The following is a 22066-nucleotide window of genomic DNA, read 5'->3' as shown; positions in this document are numbered from 1 at the left end:
CTTATCGTGCCTTCTTGGTGATTTTCGCGTGGAACGCGAAGAAGAGATTGGCGTCCACCGATGGGATGCCAAGCGGCCACCAGGCGCCTTTCCCATCAGCGAAGTAGTGTAGGAGAATCGCCAAGAGGTTAACGCATGAATTCACGTGCTCCCTTGCCATGATGTAGTCATAGGCAAGCCCCCGGGCGAGTGCATTTCTGCGTGGCCCCAGCATTCTTCCGAGTCTCCATGCCATGCCCGGATCCGTGGGAATCAGGATGGAGAGGGTGCCGCCGTCCTTGATGACCCGGGCCCATTCCTTCACGGCAAGGTGCGGCGGATAAATATGCTCCAGCACATGAGCTGCGATCACTCTATCGAATGAATTATCAGGGTAGGCGATATCGGAACCGGTCTGTACCTCGATTTTGAGTTTACCGCTGTGCAAACTACCCAATTTTTCCCGTGCAACATCCAGCGTCCTGGCGTTCTGGTCCGTCAGCACATACTTATCGAACTTGTGGCGTACAAACTTGAGGTGTTCACCCGTGCCAGCGCCAATTTCGAGCACATGTTTGAACTCGGTGTCTACGCCAAATGGCCGTTCCAGCAGTTTGTGGCTGGAGCGCATCATCCATGACTGAAGGGCGCTGTCGTAGTTGGCGCTGTCGTACAGAGTATGAAAGTTGTCGACCCAGTCGGTCCAGGCCTTATCTTCGTTTTTCATCTACCCCTCCGTTCGATTCCCGAAATGCCTTTTGCCTCAATTTGCTGCGATGTAGCGGCCGTCTGGGTACCGAGCCTATATCGTATGAGAGAAACGCCAATAAAAACTGCAATCCGACTATCACAGGCAAACCCGCGAGCATTACCGTCCCAGCAGATGCAGGGGTGTGTTCGTTCAGGGACCTCACCCATTCGAGTGCGCCGAAAGTAACTCCAAACGCTAGCATCATGAAGCCAAGAGGCAGTTCGAGTGAAGCAATGGACAGGTCGCGCAGGTAATAGTTATAGAAGACCCGCTTTAAGAAATTGCGAACATGTTTCAACAGGAACTCGCCCACCACCTTGCCGATTCTTAGGTTGCTGACCTCATCGCCGTACTTCGCATCCATTGGGATATCGACCACGACCGCCCGCAGCGTATTCAGCCTGAATAGCATGTCCGATTCGAAGAAATAGCGTGGGCTGATTTTCTTCATCGGCAAGTGGCGGGCAACTTCGCAGTGGATAGCCGTGTATCCGTTGGTTGGGTCAAATAGATCCCAATAGCCGGATGACAGTTTGCTCATGAACGACAATGCAGCATTGCCGAGCAGGCGGCCCCTCGGCATCTGATCTAGGCTGTCGAGGTTAAAGAAACGGTTCCCTTTCGTATAATCGGCTTCGCCGGCCAGAATCGGTTCAATGAAACTGACGATGTAGCGGGGATCCATTTGACCGTCGCCGTCGATCTTGACAGCTATGTCCATGCCATCCTTGATGGCTGCCTGATATCCAGCCATGACCGCACCGCCGACACCGAGGTTCTTTGGCAGCCTAATGACATGCACCCTGGGGTCCAGGCATTCAGCCCTCACAAGAGCACCAGAGTCGTCAGGGCAGCAATCGTCGACGACGTAAATGCTGCTGACGATGTCGCCGATTTCCGCGATGACATTCAAAATCTGGCTGCGGACCTTGTATGCCGGAATTACAACTGCAATCCGGGGAGAATGGCTCTTAGTCATGTCAAGGCTGCATTCCACATGCGGGCTTAGCGGATCGCCTTCAGCAACCGTGCCACGACATCGTCATACTCGTCCAGGATGCGACGCCAGAGGAACTGTTCGACACAGCGCTGGCGAGCTGCCGCAATCATCTTCGCGCGGACTTCCGGGGCTGGCGGATTGTCGAGATGAGCCGCCAGGTCCTCGGCGCCCGTGAAAAACAGGCCCGATGCATTACCACCCATCACCCAGCGATTGAAGGGATTTTCGTGGGCCACAAGCAATGCCCCGGCGGCCATGGCTTCGATCAGAGATGGATTTGTACCACCAACCGAATGACCATGGATGTAAAGGCTGCTGCGGCGACGCAATTCATTTAACACGGGCGCGTTGTAAACGCCACCGGCAAAATGAACATCGGGATGCTTGGCGCGGAGCTGCCGACCATAGTCGTTGATCTCGAAGTTCCCGAGCACGACCATTGGATACTTCTTGCTGCTGCGCTCGAAGGCATCGAGTGTGACGTGAATCTGGTTTTCCGGCTCGGGCCGCGCCACGACGAGGGAAAAGCTCTGGTCGGGGTACTGGTCGAGCAGCGGATGCGAAAGACTGCTTCGATCGCCGGGCTCCAGAGCGTCGTCATCCACACCATAGGCAATCATGGTGGAGTCCTTGCCGAGCTCGTCCTGAAGGTAGCGCTGGATTTCGGGATGATCTGCGATCAGGATATCGGCGCGGCGCGCGGCTGCACGTTCATTCATGCGCAACCAGATGCGTGCGAGACGTCCCCACTTCTCGCGTCGCCACTCAATGCCGTCCATATTGACCGCGTGCGGAATCCCGCGCAGCTTCAGATAGCGCTGGAAAATCCCAGTTCCATAGCCAAAGATCAACGCAACCGCGCCTGACGGTACCTCCTTGAAAGATCGCCAGTCATATTCGATGGTCCCGAGTGGTCCGCCGCTTCGGACGGGGATGAACCGGCGTCTGACTCCCATCCAGAGGTCTTCGTCAACGCCGCCCCTATTGACAGCAGGGTCGTCATTGCAAAAGACAGTTACATCGTGACCTTGGCTTGCCAGGTGAGGGGCAAGAACCTCCACCAGTCTTTCAAAGCCGCCGTAGCGGTTTGGAATGCCCCGAACACCGATCAGATAAACAGTTGCCATAGTCCCGACTTAGCGAAAATACCGTCCGCGCAGGACGTCACTCATAATTCGAAAAATCCCAGCCATACCACCAAGGCAGTAGCGTGGCAATCCGGAAGGCCAAGGGGATTTCAGAAGTACCCGACGCGCAGCGAATTCACCCTTGCGCATTTTCCAGATCGCACCCGACAACCCACCGCTTGAGCCGACGGGCCGATAGACAATGGACAGTTCCTCGGGCAGAAAACGGATTCGCGTTTCGGGCTGAACGTAACGAAGAAGGAAGCACCAGTCTTCGCAATGCCGCAGGCGCACTACCCCGAGTCGCCTTTCCCGTCGGACAACTAGCGCCGGTGTCACCACCGGATTAAGGAGGGCAATCCACCAGCCAAATGGAAGCCAGCGGCTTAGCGAGCGTGTCCAGAGGAGGGCCAGCTTACCATACTTGGGCATCCCCTGGACACCGTGAAATAGCAGGTCGACGGGGCCGCTATCGAGTTCATGTAAAACCAGGTCAATCTTTTCGGGAGTGAAGGCGTCGTCGGAATCCAGAAAAGCAATATGGCTAAAACGGGCCCTTCGGATTCCGAGATTGCGTGCTGCCTGCGGACCGCGATTTCGCGCAAACCGATAGCAGCGGATCGGAACTCTGTGTTCGTTGCAGGGTGGGAGTTGTTGTCCGAGATCCTCGGCGGATCCGTCGTCGACGACAATGATTTCAACCCGCTCAAGGTGTGTCGATCGGACTGAGTGACACGCCCGCAAGACCATTTCGAGGCGATTCAGCGTGGGAATCACTACCGAGAGACCACTCGGCCGCGAAGAAGAGTTCAGTTGCATTTTCTCAGCCGATGAAAGGAAGCTCGCGCATGTATGCAGAACCAGCCGCCCAGGTAAGCAGGATGGCAGTATTCAGTGCACATAGGGCAAAGAAATGCTTCCCTGAATCGACGAGGCTGTCGAGCGAAGAGCTGAGTGTGAGGAAAAGGATGACGGGATACATGCCATAGATGAAGCGGTACCCAAAATAAGGCAACATCAGGAACGGCGTACAGATGATCGCCATTCGTAAAGCCACGACATAGTACTTGTCAGACATGACGGCCTGGATAGACACCCCAGGCCGTCGGCATGCCAGCGGTGTCAGCAATGCGGTTACCACGCAGGCAAAAGAAAGGATGCGGATCCACAATTCGCTGTCTTCGTGCGCCAGATACTTGTTGATTTCGTAAAGGAAGCGCGATACGAAAGGCAGTTCCACAGAGGTGTGCAGGGAGTGAGCAGTGAGCAGGGTCAATCCCAGGAACAAGGGCAGGAAAACCCTCCATTGCTGGCGTGCGAGCAGGTATCCAACCAGGACCAGACCGGCACTGGTGTGGAAAGCCATGGCGAGTGCGCCGAACAGCAACGTAAAAAGCGAGGTGACGGGGGCCAGTGAGACGGCAAGCACAATCAGGCCAGTGGACAATCCTTGCCGCAAGGCATTGGTGGACAGTTCGATGCCGACCAGCGATAGCAGCAGCGCAGAAATGTAGCACAAGCGAACGCGCCAGGGCGCCCGGAAGAACATCGCGGGCAGCACTATCAGGATTATCCATACCGCAGGCAGCAATTCAGTATCGCAACTGCCAAGCATGGTGAAATTGAGGACTTCCGTCGCAATCTGAAAACTGGATTCTCGATCGGCTATCAGACCGCCCTTGCAAAAATCGGTGAATATCTCCGCATAAGCGGCAGTATCAACGCCAAACTGAAGACTTCGAAAGCACATCAGGACGATGATGAGGCTCGCGGCCGTAATGCCACCCACCACATGTGGTGAAGGCTGGCGGACCCTTAGCAGCCTCGTGGCGAAGCCTGCCGACAGCCCCAGCAGGGCGGCCAACAGGACGACATCGGTCAAATACATGGAGTGGTTAGTCCAGGATGTGGCAAGTGCGCAGGGAGGCCCAGGTCCTTTCGCGAACGATGCGTCATGAACCGCTTTTTGTCAGTTCCAGTTTCTTGCCCAGTTTCCGGATATATTGCGTAGCAGCCTCAAAGGCTTGCTCTGTGTCCAGAATGTCGCGCAGGACGACGGTATTGCTTTGCTTGAGGCGGTTCAATTGTCGTTGTGCAAGCGTGCGTCCGATGCGGATTGCCTCGCGCACCGTCGCACCAAGGAACTCAAATGCCGTAGCCGCATAGCCGTTCTGACGGGCGTGCTGTTTCAGGCATTGCATTACCATTCCCTTGTATTGGGGATCGCTGATCAGACAGCGCAGATATAGCATCGAAAAGTCTGCCTTGCGCAGCCATTGCGGCATGTCTTCAATGCCCTTGAGCAGCGAGTATCCCCAGACGGTGGGGACGCTATAGTACTCTGGTACCCGTTCGTCCCATACGAGGTTCTTGAATGCGCCAATATGCGCGTTGTCGCGCAGTCCGCCAACGTGTCGACCTCGGGCGCTTTTTCCGGAGGTGCTCCCAGCGCACGCACCTGGGACCACGATCGGAAAATCGACCCGGTAACTCTTCCGGCTTTCCATCGAGATCAGAGCGGCGCTGTAGATATCCGGGCTGACCCCACCGAACAATGCACCATGGGTTTCGATAATACGCTCGACCAGTTGGCGGGAAATCATGCCCGCATAGGCACGCGGCATACCCATTACTCCCGCGCCCATGTTGCGCAACGCGGCAGACAGCTCGGCCTTCGCATCAAACGGCGTGATGCGCCCGTTGAACTCGCTCACGACCAACGTGCTTCCTTCTGCTTTCCAGCGCGTGGTGCTTGCAAACGTTGGCCAGTAGTACAGCATCGGGAAGGTAAAGCTGAAGGCATCGACATTGTTGGCAATGCCCCATTCGGCAATTTCCGCGATCTGCGGTGATACCAGATCATCATCCCCGATGAACGCCAGGTATTCTCCGGTGGCATGACTCAGAGCGAAATTGAAGTTGTCGACGACACTGAGCGGTTCACCGGGACGGAGGAGTTTGAGCCGAGGAAGCTCTTGTCCTTCGAATGCTGGCGTGATCCGGTCTTCACTACTCGTGTCGCTGACGACAACCTCCAACGTTTCCGACGCAGCCAGTACGGCGCGAATCGTCGAAACCGCGCATTCGGGCCGCCCGTGAGTCGGGATGATGACTGATACCAAGGGCCGCATTAGCTTTTCACCTCTTCCTGGACATAAGAAAGCGTGAGAAGCAATTGCTTGATGCGCTCCACATTCAAACGATCAGTATTATGGGACGTGTAGTCCTCGATATCGTTGGCGTCTGGCTGCCCTTCGAGAATGAACTTGTCGTAGTTGAGGTCGCGGTTGTCCGCAAGGATCCGGTAATAGCGGCCCATGTCCTCGGCCTTGGCCATTTCCTCCCGAGATACCAGCGTCTCGTATAGCTTCTCGCCGTGCCGGGTGCCGATAATCTCAATAGGCACATTGCTCTTGAAAAGTTCCTTGATGGCTTGCCCCAGGTCTTCGATCGTGGAGGCGGGAGCCTTTTGAACGAAGATGTCGCCTTGGGCGCCATGTTGGAAGGCGTGGAGTACGAGGTCGACCGAGTCCTCCAGCGACATCAGGAAGCGGGTCATCTTCGGGTCGGTCACCGTCAGCGGCCTGCCAGCCTTGATCTTCTCGATAAACAATGGGATGACGGATCCTCGCGAAGCCATCACGTTGCCATAGCGCGTTGCGCAAAGAACGGTACCGCCTTCGCGGACGGTACGCGACTTCGCCACCATGATTTTCTCGGCCATGGCCTTGGAAATACCCATGGCGTTAATGGGATACACGGCCTTGTCGGTGCTGAGCACGACGACGCGCTTGACCTTGTTCGCGATTGCGGCATTCAGCACATTCTCTGTGCCGATCACGTTGGTCAGCGTCGCTTCCATCGGATAGAACTCGCAGGAGGGCACCTGCTTCAGTGCGGCAGCGTGGAAAACATAATCGACGCCTTCCATCGCCCGGGCCACGCTTTCATAGTTGCGGACGTCTCCGATATGAAACTTGACCTTGCGATTGTTGATCGCAATCCGCATGTCTTCCTGCTTCTTCTCGTCGCGGCTGAAGACGATGATCTCCTTTACGGCTGAATGGAGGAAGCGATTGAGAACGGTGTTGCCGAACGATCCAGTGCCGCCGGTGATCATCAGGACCTTGTTATCGAACATTGTGCAAATCTCTTAGGAATTTTTAATAAAAAACTGAGCCAGCATCGCAATACCAACAAGCGGTATCACGAGTTGCAATGCCAAGGCAGCCGAGTATCGTGCGGCGGTACTAACCCTTTCCAGAGTCATCGCGCGCGCCCAACTGACGAGCGTCGACGTAGTATGGTACGCGGCATATACATAGCAGACGCTCTCGACGCTCTGCCCATATGCGGCCAACGCGGCTAGCGCCAGCGTCACAATACTCATCATGATCGATGCGACAGCCTGGAAGCGGAAGTCCTTGGCGTATAGCAGCAACGTGTAGGGAATATAACCGAATGCTCCTACCACGAAGCCCGGCAAGAGTATCTTCACGTAGTGGGATATTATTCCGTTGTCGTGGCCATGGCCAACCCATAGGCCAATAAGCGGATCACACGCCAGCCAGAAGACCAGACAAGGCACCGAGGTGATCAGGATTGTGCTGAGTACGAATCTCCGGAATGTCGCCTTCGGAAAATCCTCACCCGAAATGCTCTGGTTCAGCACACGGGGCTGGAAATACTGACTGACAGGCCCGGCTAGCAGCGAGAGCGGAACCATGCAGACCGTTGTTGCCAGGAAGTACGGCGACACACTGTTTGCAGAGATCAGGCCTGAAACAAGCGGCTTGTCCAACTGGGTGACTGCTGCGCCAGCGGCCGAGAACAGTACAAGTGCGCGCCCTTTCCTGACGAGTTCCCAAGCGTCACGGATTCTTAGGCATTTCGGCAGCGATTCTCCGGATGACCTTTCGATCCAGTATGCAAAGCAACGATGACGTGTGATCAGCGCCTGCCCCGTAGCAAATATGAGTTGGGTCACGATAAATGCTGTCATCGTGCTGGAAACAGTCGCCAGGACGTACGCGGTCGCACAGGCGCGGGCCGCCACGCCTATGACCTGAATCGTGCTGGCAGCCGCATACTCGCGCCGGGCCAGCATGGTTCCGTAGTGCATGTTCTGGAGTACGAGCACCCAGAACAGGACAATTGTTCCGAAAACGGTGGTCCACTCGATACTCGCGAACGCTCCCAATAGCTTGAGGCCGACGGCGATTGGCAGTAGGAGCAGGTAGAACCCGGTCAGACTCACCTCCGCGGTGCGAACCAGAGATACCAGTTCCTGGGAGCTCGAATTTGCAACGGCGACGTCGCGGCCAATCAGCGTCGACATCCCCAGATCGAGCATGATCAGGAGGCTTTGAAGCGAAAGAATTACCGCAACGATGCCAAACTGTTCAGCGCCAAGCAGATGTCGATAGAATGGCAGAAAAATGAACCCAACAAGGATTGCCGACACTTTGCCGGCATACAGCATCACCATGTCGAGCGCGGCGGCACGTAGCAGTTTCATCAAGCCTGATCGGATAGCGAGGAATTCAGCGAGCCGTCGGCAGCGAGGGCGCATGCGTTGCCGATGGCATCGAGATCGGCGTCATTCAGCCACCACCCGCAGGGGAGGCCAATGATGTGCTCCTGCAGGTATGCCGTTTCTGCCTTCGGTCCCAGCCCAGTCGTTCGGAATCCGCTGTAGGTGTCATTCCGATGATGCAGGGCTGACGCAGAAATTCCCTGATCCTTCAGTTGCTGGAGCAGTGTGTCCCGGTTCTCAGCCAAGCACAGCATGACCCAGTAGGCCGGGTCGGCGCCATCGGCGGCGTTGATTGGGGTGATCCCCTCAATGTGGGCCAGGCGCGTCTTGAGTTTCGCCACGTTGGCGCGTGCCTGTTCAACATTTTCCTGGGCCTGTTCCAGTTGCACGTATCCAAGGGCGGCACATAAATTGTTCATCGTGTACGCCCAGCCGATTTCCGGAATATCGGCGTGCGGATTGATCTCGCCCTGTGCCGTGCGAAAGCCGGATGCCTCGATGCCGAAGCGTCGAAGCTGGCGCGCTTTCGTCGCCATGTCCGCTGACTTGCAGACAAGAGCGCCACCTTCCGTGCAATTGATCTGGCGATTCGGATAGAACGAATAGACCGCGAAATCGCTGTGCCGGCCCACATGCGCACCATCCTGTCTTGCAAACAGGGCGTTGTCACAGTCTTCGATAAATGCAATACCACGTGCCTTGCATAGTTCGGCCATTTCCTTGGCAGGGCCAGGGTAGCCGGCAACGTGATACATGATGACCGCCCTGGTCCGGGCGGTTATCTTTCGCGAAGCGTCGGCAACGTCCATTTCCACGGAGCCGGGACGTACGTCGACCCACACTGGCATGGCACCCGCGTGCGCAATCGCGGAGTTGGTTGCCATGCAAGAAAACGCAGTCGTCAGGACTTCGTCCCCGGCGCGCACCCCTGCGAGGTGAAGGGCAAGGAAAACTGCGCTTGTCATGTCGTGGGTGGACACTACGTGCGGATTGCCGACGATGTGGCCAATGCCATCTTCGAATTTTCCGACGTAGCCGCCACTGGCGATGCGGCCGGACCGCAACACCTCCAGGGCCACAGCCTCCATCTTGGGGGTGTGTACCACCCCGAACAATGGTATCTGCTTCATGCAAGGTCTCCTTAGCCTTTCCGAATCACCTCAACGATTCGCGCGCGGTCCTCATCGCTCACCCACCAACCGCATGGAATATGAAGGAGTCGCTTGTAGAACGTGTCAAGCCCGGGCAAGTCCCGGCGGGATCCGGCGAAAATGCTATGCAGGCTGTTGGGGCGATGGAGTTTCGACGCGGCGATTCCTGCCGCATTGAGTGCTTTCTCAACGCTCGCGCTGTCATCGCACAGCAGGGTATATATCCAGTAACTGGGTTCGGCCCCCGCATCGCAGCGCGCAAAGTCGATGCCGCTGACTGAATCGAACTGCGCGTCGTAGTATTTGCCGTTCTCGGCATGCCGATCGAGTATCTCGGAGATGCTCTGCAACTGCACCAGTCCAATCGTCGCGTTGACGTTGTTCATGTTGTACTTGTAGCCAACACTCGTAATATCGATCTCGGTACGTGGAACGCCCTTGAGCATACCGAACCAGCGGAACTTCTTTGCTGCCTCCAGCTGTGAGCTGTCGGTGAAGGTCAGAAGGCCGCCATCGACTGTCGTCATGTGCTTGATCGCCTGGAACGAATAAATGCCGTAGTGACCGATCGTCCCAATGGGCTGGTCGTGGTAACGGGCCCCCAGTGCGTGAGCGCAGTCTTCGATCAGGGCGATACCGTGCTCGTCGGCAATCTGCTTCAGTTCGGCAAGGCGGGTCGGATAGCCTGCATAGTGGACACAGAGGATCGCCTTGGTCCTGTTCGTGATGCTGTGGCGAACCGATTCGGGGCACATGTTGCCCGATACCGGGTCGACATCTGCCCAGACAACCTTGGCGCCCGTGTATAGGATCGTCGTATTGGTGGGCTCCGCCGTCATTGGGGTGGAAATCACTTCATCGCCCGGGCCAACGCCGGCTAACGCGAGCGCAGCGTGCAGTGCACCGGTCCCGCTGCTCATGGCGAGTGAATGCGTCAGTCCAAACCTCCGGTTGAATTCGGTCTCGAACTTATAAACGGACTCGCCTTCGGCAATCATGCCGCTGTATAGCACGGTTTCCAGCGCCGGCATCAGGGCCGACTTCGGTGGCATTGCTACCTTGACGATCGGAATCATGTCTGTTTTTCCCTCAGATACGGTTGAGCAATGGGATATACGGCAGGCCGGGAAAGTCCTTGCCCGATAGTTCGTTGGTCATTCGTTGGGCGCCCGCAGGGAGGTCAAAGCTGTACCCACGAGCCTCCAGTTCGGCGTAGATGTCCGAGTCCGCAGGCGCGTTGAGACTCCAGGTGTCTGGAAGAATCCGCTCAATAATCTTGAAGACGGTATCCCAGCTGCCGCTCCATGCCGCCAGCGTATATCCTTGGGCCGCAGGCATTACCGTAATCGAAGCCGTGTCATGGCTGAACACAAGCACGCGATTCGCGAAGGCGGGGATGCCGAGTGAGGAGATGTCGTCGATCTTGAGCCCGGACGGATCGTGGCAAAAAGATCGCCCGACACCATCGGCAGTGTGTTTCCAGATTTTGCCATACCGGTCTATGCTATCCACGGCGAACCCGTGCTTCACATATACGTTGGGCTTGCCTGTCCAGAGCACCAGCGTGTCGAACGACTTGTCTCTCGCTACTTCAGTTGCAGCGGAAACAAGCTTGTGGCCCAGCCCGCTGCCCCGGAATGCTTCGTCGACACATACCAGCCCCACCAAGCCGATTTTTCGGCCTGCGACCAGTGACGCTTCCTTGATCACCAGTGCCGCCGCTGCGGTCGCCTGTTCGTTCCCGTGGTCCGGACTGATCAATATGGACGTCACGCGATCGCGCTGATCGATCCACGGATAGTGCACTGACAGATCGATGCCTCTTCCTCTGGATCGGAAGAAGACCTCCCAGATCAGCGCCTTGGCTGCCGGGGGGACTCCTTCGTGTACGGAGTACTGGCGCGATCCGTCCAAATTGATCTTCGTCCCCATTCGTTGCTCTGTTGCAGCCTTGTCGCCGACTTCCTTTCGCAAAGTCTCGATTTCGGCCTTGAGCAGCTCGTACTCCTCCATCTTCCGTTTCAGGAAGCGACTGGTCAGGGCTGCCTTTTCGGCAATGCCGCGTGGAGTCAGGATGTAGACATAGCCAAACTTGTTCTTGGATTGGCTAAAGTTCTGCACCTTGACCCAGCCCTTTTCCATCAGAGCCTTAAGGCAATAGTTCAGGCCACCAACGCTGACGCCAAGCTCCTCGGCCAACTCGCGTTGGGTAAGGTCCGGATTCTCTTGCAAGATGCGCATGATCCGAAAATACGTGTCCTCTTGTATCTTGGCTTGGCGACTTGTCATGGTGTAGACACAATGCTTGCTCGCGGCTGTTTGCACGGGATGTGCATGTTACTCGGCACATCTGTCGGGGCGCAGCCAGGGCCGGGTAGCCGAAAGTGATTGAATCTGATGATTTGTTTGAAGTTGAACAATTCTACTTGGATACGTCAGCCGGGTCCACCGCCATCTGTCTCATGAGAAAACGTTTTGTAAGTCATTGTTTTCTTTGCGAACGCCTTCCACCGCTTGCGATGGTCGGGAAGCTCAGGAGGAATCCAGCTGCGCGTCCCTCGGGTTCCAGGGCAGGGCACCACTCAACCAAGCAAGGCGGCCCACTGGTCTGTGATGTGCGCGAGGTCGAACTGGCGGGCGCGCTCTCTACCCAGCATCGCGAGCCGGTTTGCTGTTTCCGGTGTCTGGATGACTTTGCAGAGTGCGTTGGCAAGCTGCGCTGCGTTATCCACGGGAACCAGCACCGCGGTGTCCGGGCCGAGCAACTCACGTGGACCCTGCTCACAGTCTGTTGAGACGATCGGCAAGCCGAATCCCATGGCTTCGATTAGCACCAGCCCAAATCCCTCGTAGCGGGAACTCAAACAGAAGACAGCGCCGTCAGCGTAGGCTGTGGTGATATCGGCGCGTGCACCCGGCAGTGATACGCATGCCTCAAGTCCCAACTGCGCGCGTAGTGCCTCTAGGCCGCCACGGTCCTCGCCTTCCCCGACGATCACCAACTTCCAGTCGGGCGCAATCCGTGCCACCTTTGCCCATGCTTTGATCAGCACATCGAAGCCCTTGGCCTGCGTCAGGCGCCCCACTGCCAGAACAGTCCTGGAATCGCGAGGTGCAGGCGTTTCGGGTATCGGGAACGGCAGAGGATTCGGAATATGCACGACGCCGCCATGGGGGCGCAAAGCGTCGGTCCAGCGTTCGCGATCGCGTTCGGTTAGTACCACGACATGCGCATTTGTCCGGGCCGCCAGAATGCGTGCCACCTTGCGCGCGCGCCTGCCCAGGTCCTCGTCGAAATGGCAATGCTCCCACGCTATCCGGCGCACATTCATTCCAAACGTGGCTGGAAGCGTGAACAGCGCCAGCATCGTGTCGACCTCGATCAGCACGTCGATTCCGTGCTCGCGCACAAAACGCCGGATGCCGAGGACAGTCGGCAGATATGCCTGTTTGAATGAAGGCCGCTGCTCGAACAAAGCTTGATGTGTCACGCACTCATGTAGTGTAAACACACTTGCCCGGTCCCACAGGCTAAGCACGAACACCCGGTAGCCGCGCTCGGCCAGTGCGTTGGCGATGACGGCGGTCATGCGCTCTGCACCTGCGAAAGCGTTCAGCGTGCCGGTCAGGAAGCAGACGGTTGGAAGCGGGTTCATGCCGAGGCGACTTTGGGTATCGGTCTGTGGCGCAGCCAGAACGTCAGCCCGACCATTACCGCCACGCCATTGCCCAGTGCATAGCCCGTGATGGCACCCCAACTGCCATAGCGCGGGATGACGATGAGATCGAAGGCCAGCGTCGTGACCAGTACCAGTGCCCATTTGATGGCGATCCAGCGCGGCTTGCGCAGGTACACCGCCAGCAGCGTCAGTGCGACATCGGCGAATATCAGCGTTGAGGCGACGGCCGCCACGCGTAGCAGCGTCACGGTTGCATCGAACGCGCTGCCGTATAGCAGCCGCACGATCCATGGTGCGCAACCGGCGATCAGCACGCCGCCGACAAGGCCGAGCGCGCTGATGCCAAGCGCGATGCGGCCGATGCTGGTATGTGCCTCCGTATAAGCGGTTCGCGCATACACATAGGTTGGCGCGATGCCGGCCACGAGGATGCTTGCCACCATGGTGAAGTTATCGAGGATCTGCATGCACGCCGCGTACGCGCCAAAGTCCGCGGACGGAACCGATGGCTGGAGCACGAGCTGGTCCACGCGGCGCGCGGCCATCATCAGGATGAAACTGATCCAGAACAGGGCGCCGGCGGTGATCAGTTCGCGCGCCTGGCCGACCTGCCACGTGTAGTCGCGGTCGTGCACGCGCACGAAGTAGTAGCTCGTCAGTAGCACTGCCAGCACAATGGCCTCGAGTGCGAACGCGGCGGCGTAGCCAGTGATCTCGCGGACGCCGGCCGCGAACAGGCCACCCACAAGGATCGCCTTGACGGCCAGGGCGGCCAGGCTAAACAGCGTGCCGGGCCGGTTGTTGGTATGGGACTGCATCCAGGCGACCACCACTCCGAACGGCTCGCGCAGCAGGATCGCGATGCCGAGCCAGAGCGCTGCGTGCCACACTTCCTTTCCTGGGGACGTGATACCTAGATAGGCGCACATCAGCAGGTAGCCGGTGACGCCGCCGGCCAGGCGCAGCACGAAGGCGTAAGCAAGCAAGCCATGCTGGACAGGCGGCGCCGTGGAAGCGACGAGTCGCGGTACCACGACCTCCGCGCCGCAGACCAGCGCGAACGATGCGGCGATCAGCACGATCGACTGGGCGTACTGGAAGTGCGCGAATCCCGACGGCCCAAGTGCCCGCGCCAGCATGGCGACCACGCCGATGCCGATGCCGATCTGGAAGCCGCGCTCGGCCAGCATCCAGAGCAGATTGCCCGCCACGCGCCGGCGCATCAGACGGCCTCCGTGCGAGGGGTGGCGGCGGCGCCGATCAGGCTGGCGTAGATCTCCAGCCAGCGCTGCGCCACTGCGTCGATGGAAAATTTGGCAACCACGTGCGCGCGACGTACGGATTCCTCCGTGGGCAATCCCCTGCCGTGCCGCAGGGCCGCGTCCAATGCGGCGGCCAGTGCGGTCGCATCGTCGCGCGGCACGATCGAGCCCTGGTCGTGCAGGACTTCCCTCACGCCCGGTGCATCGGTGGCCACCACGGGGCAACCGCAGGCCAGCGCTTCCACCAGCACCATGGGCAGGCCTTCGATATCCGACGAAAGAGCGAACGTGTCGGCCGCATTGAGCAAGGCCGGCACGTCGTCGCGTGGCCCCAGCAGCGTGACGCGCGATGCCAGGCCCAGCGCCGCAATCTGGGCGGTCAGCGACTGATGAAGCGGGCCCCCGCCGGCGATCAGCAGATGAACCGGCAGCGTAGCCGGGTCGATTTGCGCGAACGCGCGCAACAGTAGGTCTTGCGCTTTCTCCGGAACCAGCCGCCCGACGTTCAGGGCGAGCCGCGTGCCGGCGCTGATACCCAGCCGCGCGCGAGTCGCGCCACGCAACGCCGCATTGGGATGAAACCGGTCGATGTCGATGCCATTGGGCATCACCGCGATGCGGTCGGCCTGCGCGGCGCCTGAAGCGACCATGCCTCCGCGCCCATCCTCGCTGACGTGGGTGGTTAGCGCGCTCCATCGATCGGTCAGGCGATAGGCCAGCATGCGTAGGCGCCCGCCTTCACGGAAACTGTGCGCAGTGCACACCAGCGGCGGGCAATGCACGATACGCGTTAGCCAGCGGGCAAACAGGTTGGCGTGCACCATGTGGGCGTGAATGACATCGGGCCTCCACGATTTGACCAGTCCGCGTGCGAACCAGAGGGCTTGCGCCATGCCGGCCGGGGTCTTGCGCATGTTGAGCTCAATCACGTCAACTCCGGTGGGCAGGTCGATCTCCCGCCCGGCCGAGAGGCTCAGGATCGCCACCGCGTGGCCCATCTGCTGAAATTCCTGTGCAAGCGCCGCTACCTGGTGTTCGGCGCCGCCGATCTTCAGTCCGGTGGTGACCAGTAGGATCCGCATCGGTGCGGGCTCCGCTACGGTAGCCGGCGGCATCAACGCGCTCCATATCCAGTCAGCAACGTGCGCACGGTCTTGACCGCAATCAGCAGGTCCAGCGCAAACGAGCAATGCTTGACGTAGTAGAGGTCATAGCTGAGCTTGGTGACCGTTTCTGCATGGCTGCCAACGTAGCCCTGCTGCACCTGCGCCCATCCCGAGAGCCCGGGACGTACCAGATGCCGGTATGGGTAGTACGCGATTGTGTCGGCGAACATGTCGACCATCGGTACCTGTTCCGGCCGTGGCCCTATCAGGCTCATGTCGCCCGTCAGGACGTTCCAGAGCTGCGGCAGTTCGTCGAGCCGGTACTTGCGGATCACGCGGCCCACGTGTGTGACGCGAGGGTCGTGACGCTGCGCGAACTGAGCAGCGGCATCGGGTTGCCAGCCCATGCTCCGGAACTTGTACATTGTGAACGTTTCGCCGAACCGCCCCACTCGTTCCTGCTTGAACAGCACCGGGCCCACCGATTCCAGGCGGATTGCCAATGCAGTCAGCGCGGAAAGTGGCAATGCCAGTGGTGCCAGACAAAGCGCGGCGGCGATGTCGAGCAAGCGCTTCACGAAGCCGTAGAGATAGTGGCGCGCATAGTCGTCAAGGAAGTTTTCATCGATATGTTCCAGACCGACGCGCCCGGTCAGCATCTCGCCCACACGTTCCACCGAATACATGCGCACGTGACTCAGTTTCAGGCGCGCCAGTGCGCGAGTTCGCTCTGGGTCCGCGGTGGCCGAGCGGTCGAGGAGCAGGCCGTCGCAATGCACGGCATCTTCAAATGAGCGAATAAACTCCAGGCGGGTCGGCGCGGGTGGTGTAGCGCCTGGCATGGCCAGTACCGCTTCTAGCTGTTCGAGCGAGTGCGGGTCGGTATAGCCGAATACCGGCACATAGTTCTGCACGAAACGCCGGTAGCCGATACCGCTCCATGCCAGCGTCGTGACATAGCCCAGTAGCAACGCCCCGCGGGAATATTCGATATGAAACGCAGCGAAGCTGATTAACAGCAGGCCGAAGGGTAGGGTGGCGGACATCCCAATCAGGCTGTTTCCCTCGATAGCCGGCAGGTGCAGCGACCGGTGCAGTAGGACGAATGTACAGAGGTAGGGCACGATCGCCCAGATCAGGGTTCGCGTGAATACGTACGTGACAGCGCCAGTATGGTGCAGATACTCGGCCAGCACGGTATTGACGCCGAATAGCACCAGGCCGAGCAGGGCCCAGGATAGCATCCGGCTCGCGCGGCGCACAGTCTCAGAGCCGCGTGCGTTCGCGGCCGGTGCTCGTTGCGTACTGCTCAGACGGGCTTGTTTGTTGTTGTCCATATCACGCGCCCTTTGCCGGCAATGCGGCCGTCTGTCCAGTCCCTAGCGTGTGCTGGTAGACCTGCCAAGTGGCCTCGGCCATGGCCTCGACCCCAAAGGCTTCGCCCCAGCGAATACGTGCCGACTGGCTCATCGCACCACGGCGGGCCGGGTCGCCGGCCAACGCGACAAATGCCTCGGCCATCGCGGCTTCATCGTTGCCAGGCACCAGCAGGCCCGCCGACGTCGTGCCGAATTCCTCGCGAATGCCGGGCAGGTCCGACGCCACAATCGGCAGGCCGGCGCGCATTGCTTCCAGGATTGAAACTGGCAGTCCTTCATGGTCCGACGCCAGTACGAAAAGTTGTGCAGAGGCCAGCAAACCGGCGATGTCATCGACATTACCGGGCAGACTGACGCGTCCGGGCGCCAGCTCGTCGGCCAGCGAGCGCATCGCGGCGCGAGTCGGGCCGTCACCGGCAATTACCAGTTCGCAGTTGTCGAGATTCGCCCGCGCAAACGCGCGAATGACAATGTCGGGCCGCTTTGGTGTGGCAAACCGCGCCACCATGACAATACGGCGCATCGGGCCGCCCGGTTCGGCACGGACCATGACATCCGGAATGCCGTTGTGGATCACGCTGACGCGCGCGGCTGACACCGGCAGGGCAGCAGCCAGGGTACGTTCTGAATCGGCGACGCAAATCAGGTGCGTGGTTAGCGGGGCGAGGCACCATTCCGCAAAGCGGGACGCTGCTCGCCGGAGCAGCGGCGCTGCCGGCTTGAAGGCGAAGCCGTGGACGGTGTACACCACGGGAACGTCAAGCATCCAAGCGGCAACCCGTCCCAGCGCGCCTGCCTTGGCGCTATGGACGTGAATCAGGTCAGGCGCAACGCGGCGCAGCGCGGCCTTCAACTGGCGCAGCGTGGCGATCGCTTTGAATATGGACATGGCGTTGTCGAGCAGGGAAAGTCGCACCGTCCCGGCGCCAGCGGCTTGCGCCGACGCGAACAAGGGGCCGTCTCCGCCCGCCAGCACGGTGGCATCGATCCGGCCGCGCAGCGCGCGCAGTAGATCCGCTACATGCGATTGGGCCCCGCCGACTTCGGAGCTGGTGATGACATATGCGACGCGGGGCCGGGGGGAAGGCAGATTCTGCACGAACGCGAAAGAAAGTTAGTAATGAAGCACTGGTAAGCGCTCCCCGCACATTGCCGAAAAGGGCCTTGCCAGGATCCGTGACGTCGCGCACGGATCGCCCGGGTTTGTGTGGTCGAGGGATTATAAACTGGCGCTGACTTCGCAATCCGGCACAATACGGGTTTTTGGCGCCCTGCCCGCGCCCCGCCCCCGGCTGTATCCGGGCGGTATCGCACCGTGAACTTCGACCAAGGGAAGCCATATGCAAATTGATTCTTCGATCTTCAAGGCCTACGACATCCGCGGCATCGTGGGCAAGACGCTGACCCCGGAAGTGGCCCGTTTCATCGGCCTGTCGTTTGGCTCGGCTGCTGCCGAGCAGGGCGAAAAAGCTGTCGTGGTCGGCCGCGACGGTCGGCTGTCCGGCCCCGATTTGCTCGGCGGGCTCGTGGAAGGTCTGCGTGCCGCCGGGCTGGACGTGATCGACCTCGGCATGGTCGCCACGCCGATGGTGTACTTCGGCACCAATATCGAACTGGACGGCCGCCGCGCCGCGTCCGGCATCATGGTCACGGGCAGCCACAATCCGCCCGACTACAACGGCTTCAAGATGGTGCTAGGCGGCAAGGCGATCTACGGCGAGCAGATCCAGGCCCTGCGCCAGCGGATCGACGCCGGCAACTTCACCAAAGGCGCCGGTGGCTACAAGCTTGTGGACGTGCGCCAGCAGTACCTGGACCGCATCGTCGGCGACGTGAAGCTGGCGCGGCCGATGAAGATTGCGCTCGACGCCGGCAACGGCGTGGCGGGGGCGTTCGTCGGCGATCTGTTCCGGGGGCTCGGCTGCGAAGTGGTCGAACTGTTCTGCGATGTTGACGGCCATTTCCCGAATCACCATCCCGATCCGGCCCACGTGGAGAATCTGCAGGATCTGATGCAGTGCCTGCGCGACACCGATTGCGAGCTTGGGCTGGCCTTCGATGGCGACGGCGACCGCCTGGGCGTGGTCACCAAGGACGGGCAGGTCATCTTCCCGGATCGGCAACTGATGCTGTTCGCCGAGGAGATCCTCTCGCGCAGCCCCGGCGCGCAGGTGATCTACGACGTGAAGTGCACAGGCAAGCTGGCACCGTGGATTCGTCAGCACGGCGGCGAACCGCTGATGTGGAAGACGGGCCACTCGCTGGTCAAGGCCAAGCTCAAGGAAACGGGCGCGCCGATCGCCGGCGAGATGAGTGGCCACGTGTTCTTCAAGGACCGTTGGTACGGCTTCGACGATGGCCTGTACACGGGCGCTCGCCTGCTCGAGATCCTCTCGCGCCACGCCGACCCGAGCGCCGTGCTCAACGCGCTGCCGAACTCCAACTGCACGCCCGAGCTGCAACTCAAGTGTGCGGAGGGTGAAGCGTTCACGCTGCTCGACAAGATCCGCGCCAATGCAAAGTTCGATGGCGCGAAGGAAGTCATCACGATCGATGGCGTGCGCGTCGAGTATCCCGACGGCTTCGGCCTGGCGCGTCCGTCCAACACGACGCCCGTGGTGGTGATGCGCTTCGAGGCTGACAACGACGCCGCGCTGGCGCGCATCCAGGCCGAGTTCAAGCGCGTGATCCTGGCCGAGAAACCGGATGCAAAGCTCCCGTTCTGAAGTCGTGCAGGCATCGACCGTAGAGACACCGTCGCCGCTGGCGGCGGTGTCGCCGTTTGCGCTGCCCGCGCGGCCGCGCATGCTGATCGTCAAGGTGTCGTCGCTGGGCGACGTGGTCCACAACATGCCGCTCGTGCACGATCTGCGCGCGCGCTGGCCCGATGCCGAGATCGATTGGGTGGTGGAAGAAGGCTATGTCGATCTGGTGCGACAGCTGCCTGAAGTGGGCCGCGTGATTCCGTTCGCGCTGCGCCGCTGGCGCAAGCGCTTTTGGCAGGGCGAGACCTGGGCCGAGGTTGGCGCACTGCGCGACGCCATCCAGGCCAGGCCCTATGACGCAGTGCTCGAAACCCAGGGTTTGCTCAAGACGGCCATCGTGGCTCGCACCGCGGCCCGCGCCGCTGGCGCGCCAGTAATCGGCCTGGGCAATGCCACGCAGGGCTCGGGCTATGAGCCGGCTGCCCGGCTGTTCTACACGGCGCCGGTCAAGGTGCCGCGCCAGACCCATTCGGTGCGCCGGTCGCGCCTGCTTGGCGCCGCGCTGACCGGCATCACGCCGCCTGAGCCACCGCGTTTCTTCGGCCCTGCCGCCAACACACTGAACGTCAATGATCCGCTGTGGGCGGATCTGCCCGCACGCTATGCGGTCTGCTTCCATGCCACGGCCGGCGCAAAGAAGCGTTGGGCGGTGGCGAACTGGCACGCACTGGGGCAAAAACTCCACGCGGAGGGTCTGACCGTGCTGCTGCCGTGGGGCAGCGAGTCCGAGCGCCGCGATGCCGAGGCGCTTGCCGCAGGTATTCCGGGCGCGCGCGTGCTGCCGCGCTTTTCGGTCATGCAGGGATTCGGGCTGATCAACCGCGCCGAAGTGGTGATCGGCGTCGATACGGGGCTGGTGCATATTGCCGCCGCGCTGTGCCGCCCCACAGTCGAGATCTATACGGCTACGTGGCGCTGGAAGACCGAGGGCTACTGGTCCGATCGCATCGCCAATGTAGGCGACGACGGCATCGTACCGACGGTCGACGAGGTCCATGCCGCGGCCTTGCGCGTGCGCGGAGTGGCCGCCTGATGCTTCGTTTGGCCTATACCCTGTTGTGGCTGGTGATCCTGCCACTGGCGCTGCTGCGTCTGGTCTGGCGTTCGCGCAAGGAGCCCGGCTATATCCAGCACGTGGGCGAGCGCCTGGGCCAGTATGGTGATCTACCGACGGCCGGGCCGTGGTTGTGGGTCCATGCGGTATCTGTCGGCGAGACGCGGGCAGCGCAGCCGTTGATCGATGCCCTGCTGGCGGCCTATCCGCAGCATCGGCTGTTGCTGACGCACATGACGCCGACCGGTCGCCAGACTGGCGCGCAGCTCTATGGCGGCAATTCGCGCGTCCAGCAATGCTATCTCCCGTACGACATTCCCTGGCTGGTGCGGCGCTTCCTCGCGTATTTCCGCCCCGATGCCGGCCTGATCATGGAAACCGAGGTGTGGCCAAACCTGGTGCACGTGACGCGCCGCGTTGGCGTACCGTTGTTCCTGGTCAACGCGCGCCTCTCACCGCGCAGCTATCGACGCACGGCGCGTTTCGGCAAGGCTGCCGCGTTGCTGTACAACGACTTCACGATGGTGCTGGCCCAGACCGCCGGTGATGCCGAACGTTATCGCGCACTCGGCGTGCGCTCGGTGCAGATCACGGGCAACCTGAAGTTCGACATGCAGCCGCCCGAGGCCGGCGTCGCGCGCGGACAGTTTCTGCGGCGCGCTTTTGGCAACCGGCATGTGCTGGCGGCGGCCAGCACGCGCGAAGGCGAAGAGCCACTGATCCTGGAGGCGTTCGCGCGCTGGCCCGGCGCCGATCGCCCCGCATTGCTGCTGGTGCCGCGTCACCCACAGCGCTTCGACGAGGTGGCCGCGATGGCCGCGCGCGCCGGCTTCAGCGTCCAGCGCCGCAGCGCGCTCGATATTGAACAGCTTGCATCGCCGATCACCGCCGACGTCGTGCTGGGTGACTCGATGGGCGAGATGGCGATGTACTACGCGGCCTCGGATATTGCCTATATCGGCGGGAGCCTGATCCCACTGGGCGGGCAGAACCTGATCGAGGCATGCGCCGTCGGCACGCCGGTGCTGATGGGGCCGCATACGTTCAACTTCGCGCAAGCCACCGAAGACGCGATTGCAGCAGGCGCCTGCGAGCGCGTCGCCAACGCGGACGAACTGATGGCCGCCGCCGCCGTTATGCTGGGCGACGAAGCCCGGCTGGCCGACAAGCGCGCGCACGCGCTGACCTTTGCCGGCCTGCATCGGGGTGCGACGGCGCGTACGCTTGGTGCGCTGGCGCCGGTGTTGCGCTGACATATGGACACGCGATTCAGCGC

The 22066-nt window shown here is 60.4% G+C and carries 19 protein-coding genes; 3 read left to right on the top strand and 16 right to left on the bottom strand.

The features are described 5' to 3' along the window. Position 1 precedes the first annotated feature (1 nt). The 16 genes from WD006_RS12100 to WD006_RS12025 all read right to left on the bottom strand — a co-directional run bounded on the left by WD006_RS12100 (position 2) and on the right by WD006_RS12025 (position 18070). Positions 2-706, bottom strand: a complete 705-nt coding sequence (locus tag WD006_RS12100; RefSeq protein ID WP_029307259.1) for a class I SAM-dependent methyltransferase — start codon at positions 704-706, stop codon at positions 2-4. Continuing rightward, complete coding sequence (locus tag WD006_RS12095; protein ID WP_060784178.1) at positions 690-1709, bottom strand: glycosyltransferase family 2 protein; 1020 nt, start codon at positions 1707-1709, stop codon at positions 690-692. Before WD006_RS12095 ends, WD006_RS12100 begins: the two co-directional genes overlap by 17 nt. 26 nt (positions 1710-1735) lie before the next feature. After that, the gene (locus WD006_RS12090) at positions 1736-2857 is read right to left on the bottom strand and encodes a DUF1972 domain-containing protein (protein ID WP_029307262.1); all 1122 of its coding nucleotides are present in this window, start codon (positions 2855-2857) and stop codon (positions 1736-1738) included. A gap of 9 nt (positions 2858-2866) precedes the next feature. Next, a complete protein-coding gene (locus WD006_RS12085) occupies positions 2867-3676 on the bottom strand; it encodes a glycosyltransferase family 2 protein (RefSeq protein ID WP_080711378.1) in 810 nt (269 codons plus the stop codon). Between the two features lie 4 nt (positions 3677-3680). After that, complete coding sequence (locus tag WD006_RS12080; RefSeq protein ID WP_029307264.1) at positions 3681-4745, bottom strand: EpsG family protein; 1065 nt, start codon at positions 4743-4745, stop codon at positions 3681-3683. A gap of 64 nt (positions 4746-4809) precedes the next feature. Next, complete coding sequence (locus WD006_RS12075) at positions 4810-5988, bottom strand: glycosyltransferase family 2 protein (RefSeq protein ID WP_029307265.1); 1179 nt, start codon at positions 5986-5988, stop codon at positions 4810-4812. Next, on the bottom strand, positions 5988-6998 hold the full coding sequence (locus WD006_RS12070; protein ID WP_029307266.1) for a polysaccharide biosynthesis protein: 1011 nt from the start codon (positions 6996-6998) through the stop codon (positions 5988-5990). The genes WD006_RS12075 and WD006_RS12070 overlap by 1 nt, the downstream gene beginning before the upstream one ends. Before the next feature lie 12 nt (positions 6999-7010). After that, positions 7011-8375, bottom strand: coding sequence for a lipopolysaccharide biosynthesis protein (locus tag WD006_RS12065; RefSeq protein WP_029307267.1), 1365 nt, complete (start codon positions 8373-8375; stop codon positions 7011-7013). Continuing rightward, positions 8375-9523 carry a DegT/DnrJ/EryC1/StrS family aminotransferase gene (locus WD006_RS12060; RefSeq protein ID WP_051723016.1) on the bottom strand — a complete coding sequence of 383 codons (1149 nt, stop codon included), beginning with the start codon at positions 9521-9523 and terminating at the stop codon, positions 8375-8377. Before WD006_RS12060 ends, WD006_RS12065 begins: the two co-directional genes overlap by 1 nt. A gap of 11 nt (positions 9524-9534) precedes the next feature. Next, positions 9535-10620, bottom strand: coding sequence for a DegT/DnrJ/EryC1/StrS family aminotransferase (locus WD006_RS12055; protein ID WP_029307269.1), 1086 nt, complete (start codon positions 10618-10620; stop codon positions 9535-9537). Between the two features lie 13 nt (positions 10621-10633). Beyond that, positions 10634-11833 (bottom strand): MarR family EPS-associated transcriptional regulator, encoded by a 1200-nt coding sequence (locus WD006_RS12050; protein ID WP_080711380.1) that lies wholly within the window; start codon positions 11831-11833, stop codon positions 10634-10636. A 293-nt stretch (positions 11834-12126) separates the two neighbouring features. Further along, positions 12127-13200 (bottom strand): glycosyltransferase family 4 protein, encoded by a 1074-nt coding sequence (locus WD006_RS12045; protein WP_029307271.1) that lies wholly within the window; start codon positions 13198-13200, stop codon positions 12127-12129. Beyond that, complete coding sequence (locus WD006_RS12040) at positions 13197-14447, bottom strand: lipopolysaccharide biosynthesis protein (protein WP_029307272.1); 1251 nt, start codon at positions 14445-14447, stop codon at positions 13197-13199. The genes WD006_RS12045 and WD006_RS12040 overlap by 4 nt, the downstream gene beginning before the upstream one ends. Next, on the bottom strand, positions 14447-15601 hold the full coding sequence (locus WD006_RS12035; RefSeq protein WP_029307273.1) for a glycosyltransferase: 1155 nt from the start codon (positions 15599-15601) through the stop codon (positions 14447-14449). The genes WD006_RS12040 and WD006_RS12035 overlap by 1 nt, the downstream gene beginning before the upstream one ends. Then, positions 15601-16836 carry an exopolysaccharide biosynthesis polyprenyl glycosylphosphotransferase gene (locus WD006_RS12030; RefSeq protein ID WP_375198943.1) on the bottom strand — a complete coding sequence of 412 codons (1236 nt, stop codon included), beginning with the start codon at positions 16834-16836 and terminating at the stop codon, positions 15601-15603. Before WD006_RS12030 ends, WD006_RS12035 begins: the two co-directional genes overlap by 1 nt. A 94-nt stretch (positions 16837-16930) precedes the next feature. Beyond that, positions 16931-18070: a glycosyltransferase family 4 protein gene (locus tag WD006_RS12025; RefSeq protein ID WP_029307275.1), complete on the bottom strand. Its 1140-nt coding sequence runs from the start codon at positions 18068-18070 to the stop codon at positions 16931-16933. Positions 18071-18311: 241 nt separating this feature from the next. On the opposite strand from WD006_RS12025, the gene WD006_RS12020 reads away from it, so the two are divergent. From WD006_RS12020 to waaA, 3 genes are read left to right on the top strand one after another with little or no spacing between them, the layout of a single operon-like run. After that, on the top strand, positions 18312-19697 hold the full coding sequence (locus tag WD006_RS12020; RefSeq protein WP_029307276.1) for a phosphomannomutase/phosphoglucomutase: 1386 nt from the start codon (positions 18312-18314) through the stop codon (positions 19695-19697). Continuing rightward, positions 19678-20769 carry a lipopolysaccharide heptosyltransferase I gene (gene waaC, locus WD006_RS12015; RefSeq protein ID WP_029307277.1) on the top strand — a complete coding sequence of 364 codons (1092 nt, stop codon included), beginning with the start codon at positions 19678-19680 and terminating at the stop codon, positions 20767-20769. Before WD006_RS12020 ends, waaC begins: the two co-directional genes overlap by 20 nt. Further along, complete coding sequence (gene waaA / locus WD006_RS12010) at positions 20769-22043, top strand: lipid IV(A) 3-deoxy-D-manno-octulosonic acid transferase (RefSeq protein WP_029307278.1); 1275 nt, start codon at positions 20769-20771, stop codon at positions 22041-22043. The genes waaC and waaA overlap by 1 nt, the downstream gene beginning before the upstream one ends. The last annotated feature ends 23 nt before the right edge of the window (positions 22044-22066 follow it).

The sequence above is a fragment of the Cupriavidus sp. Met-2 genome (assembly GCF_049843575.1).
Lineage (GTDB): Bacteria > Pseudomonadota > Gammaproteobacteria > Burkholderiales > Burkholderiaceae > Cupriavidus > Cupriavidus metallidurans.
The sequence above is the reverse complement of the archived record's forward strand: the minus strand, read 5'-3'. Positions and strand labels throughout refer to the sequence as shown.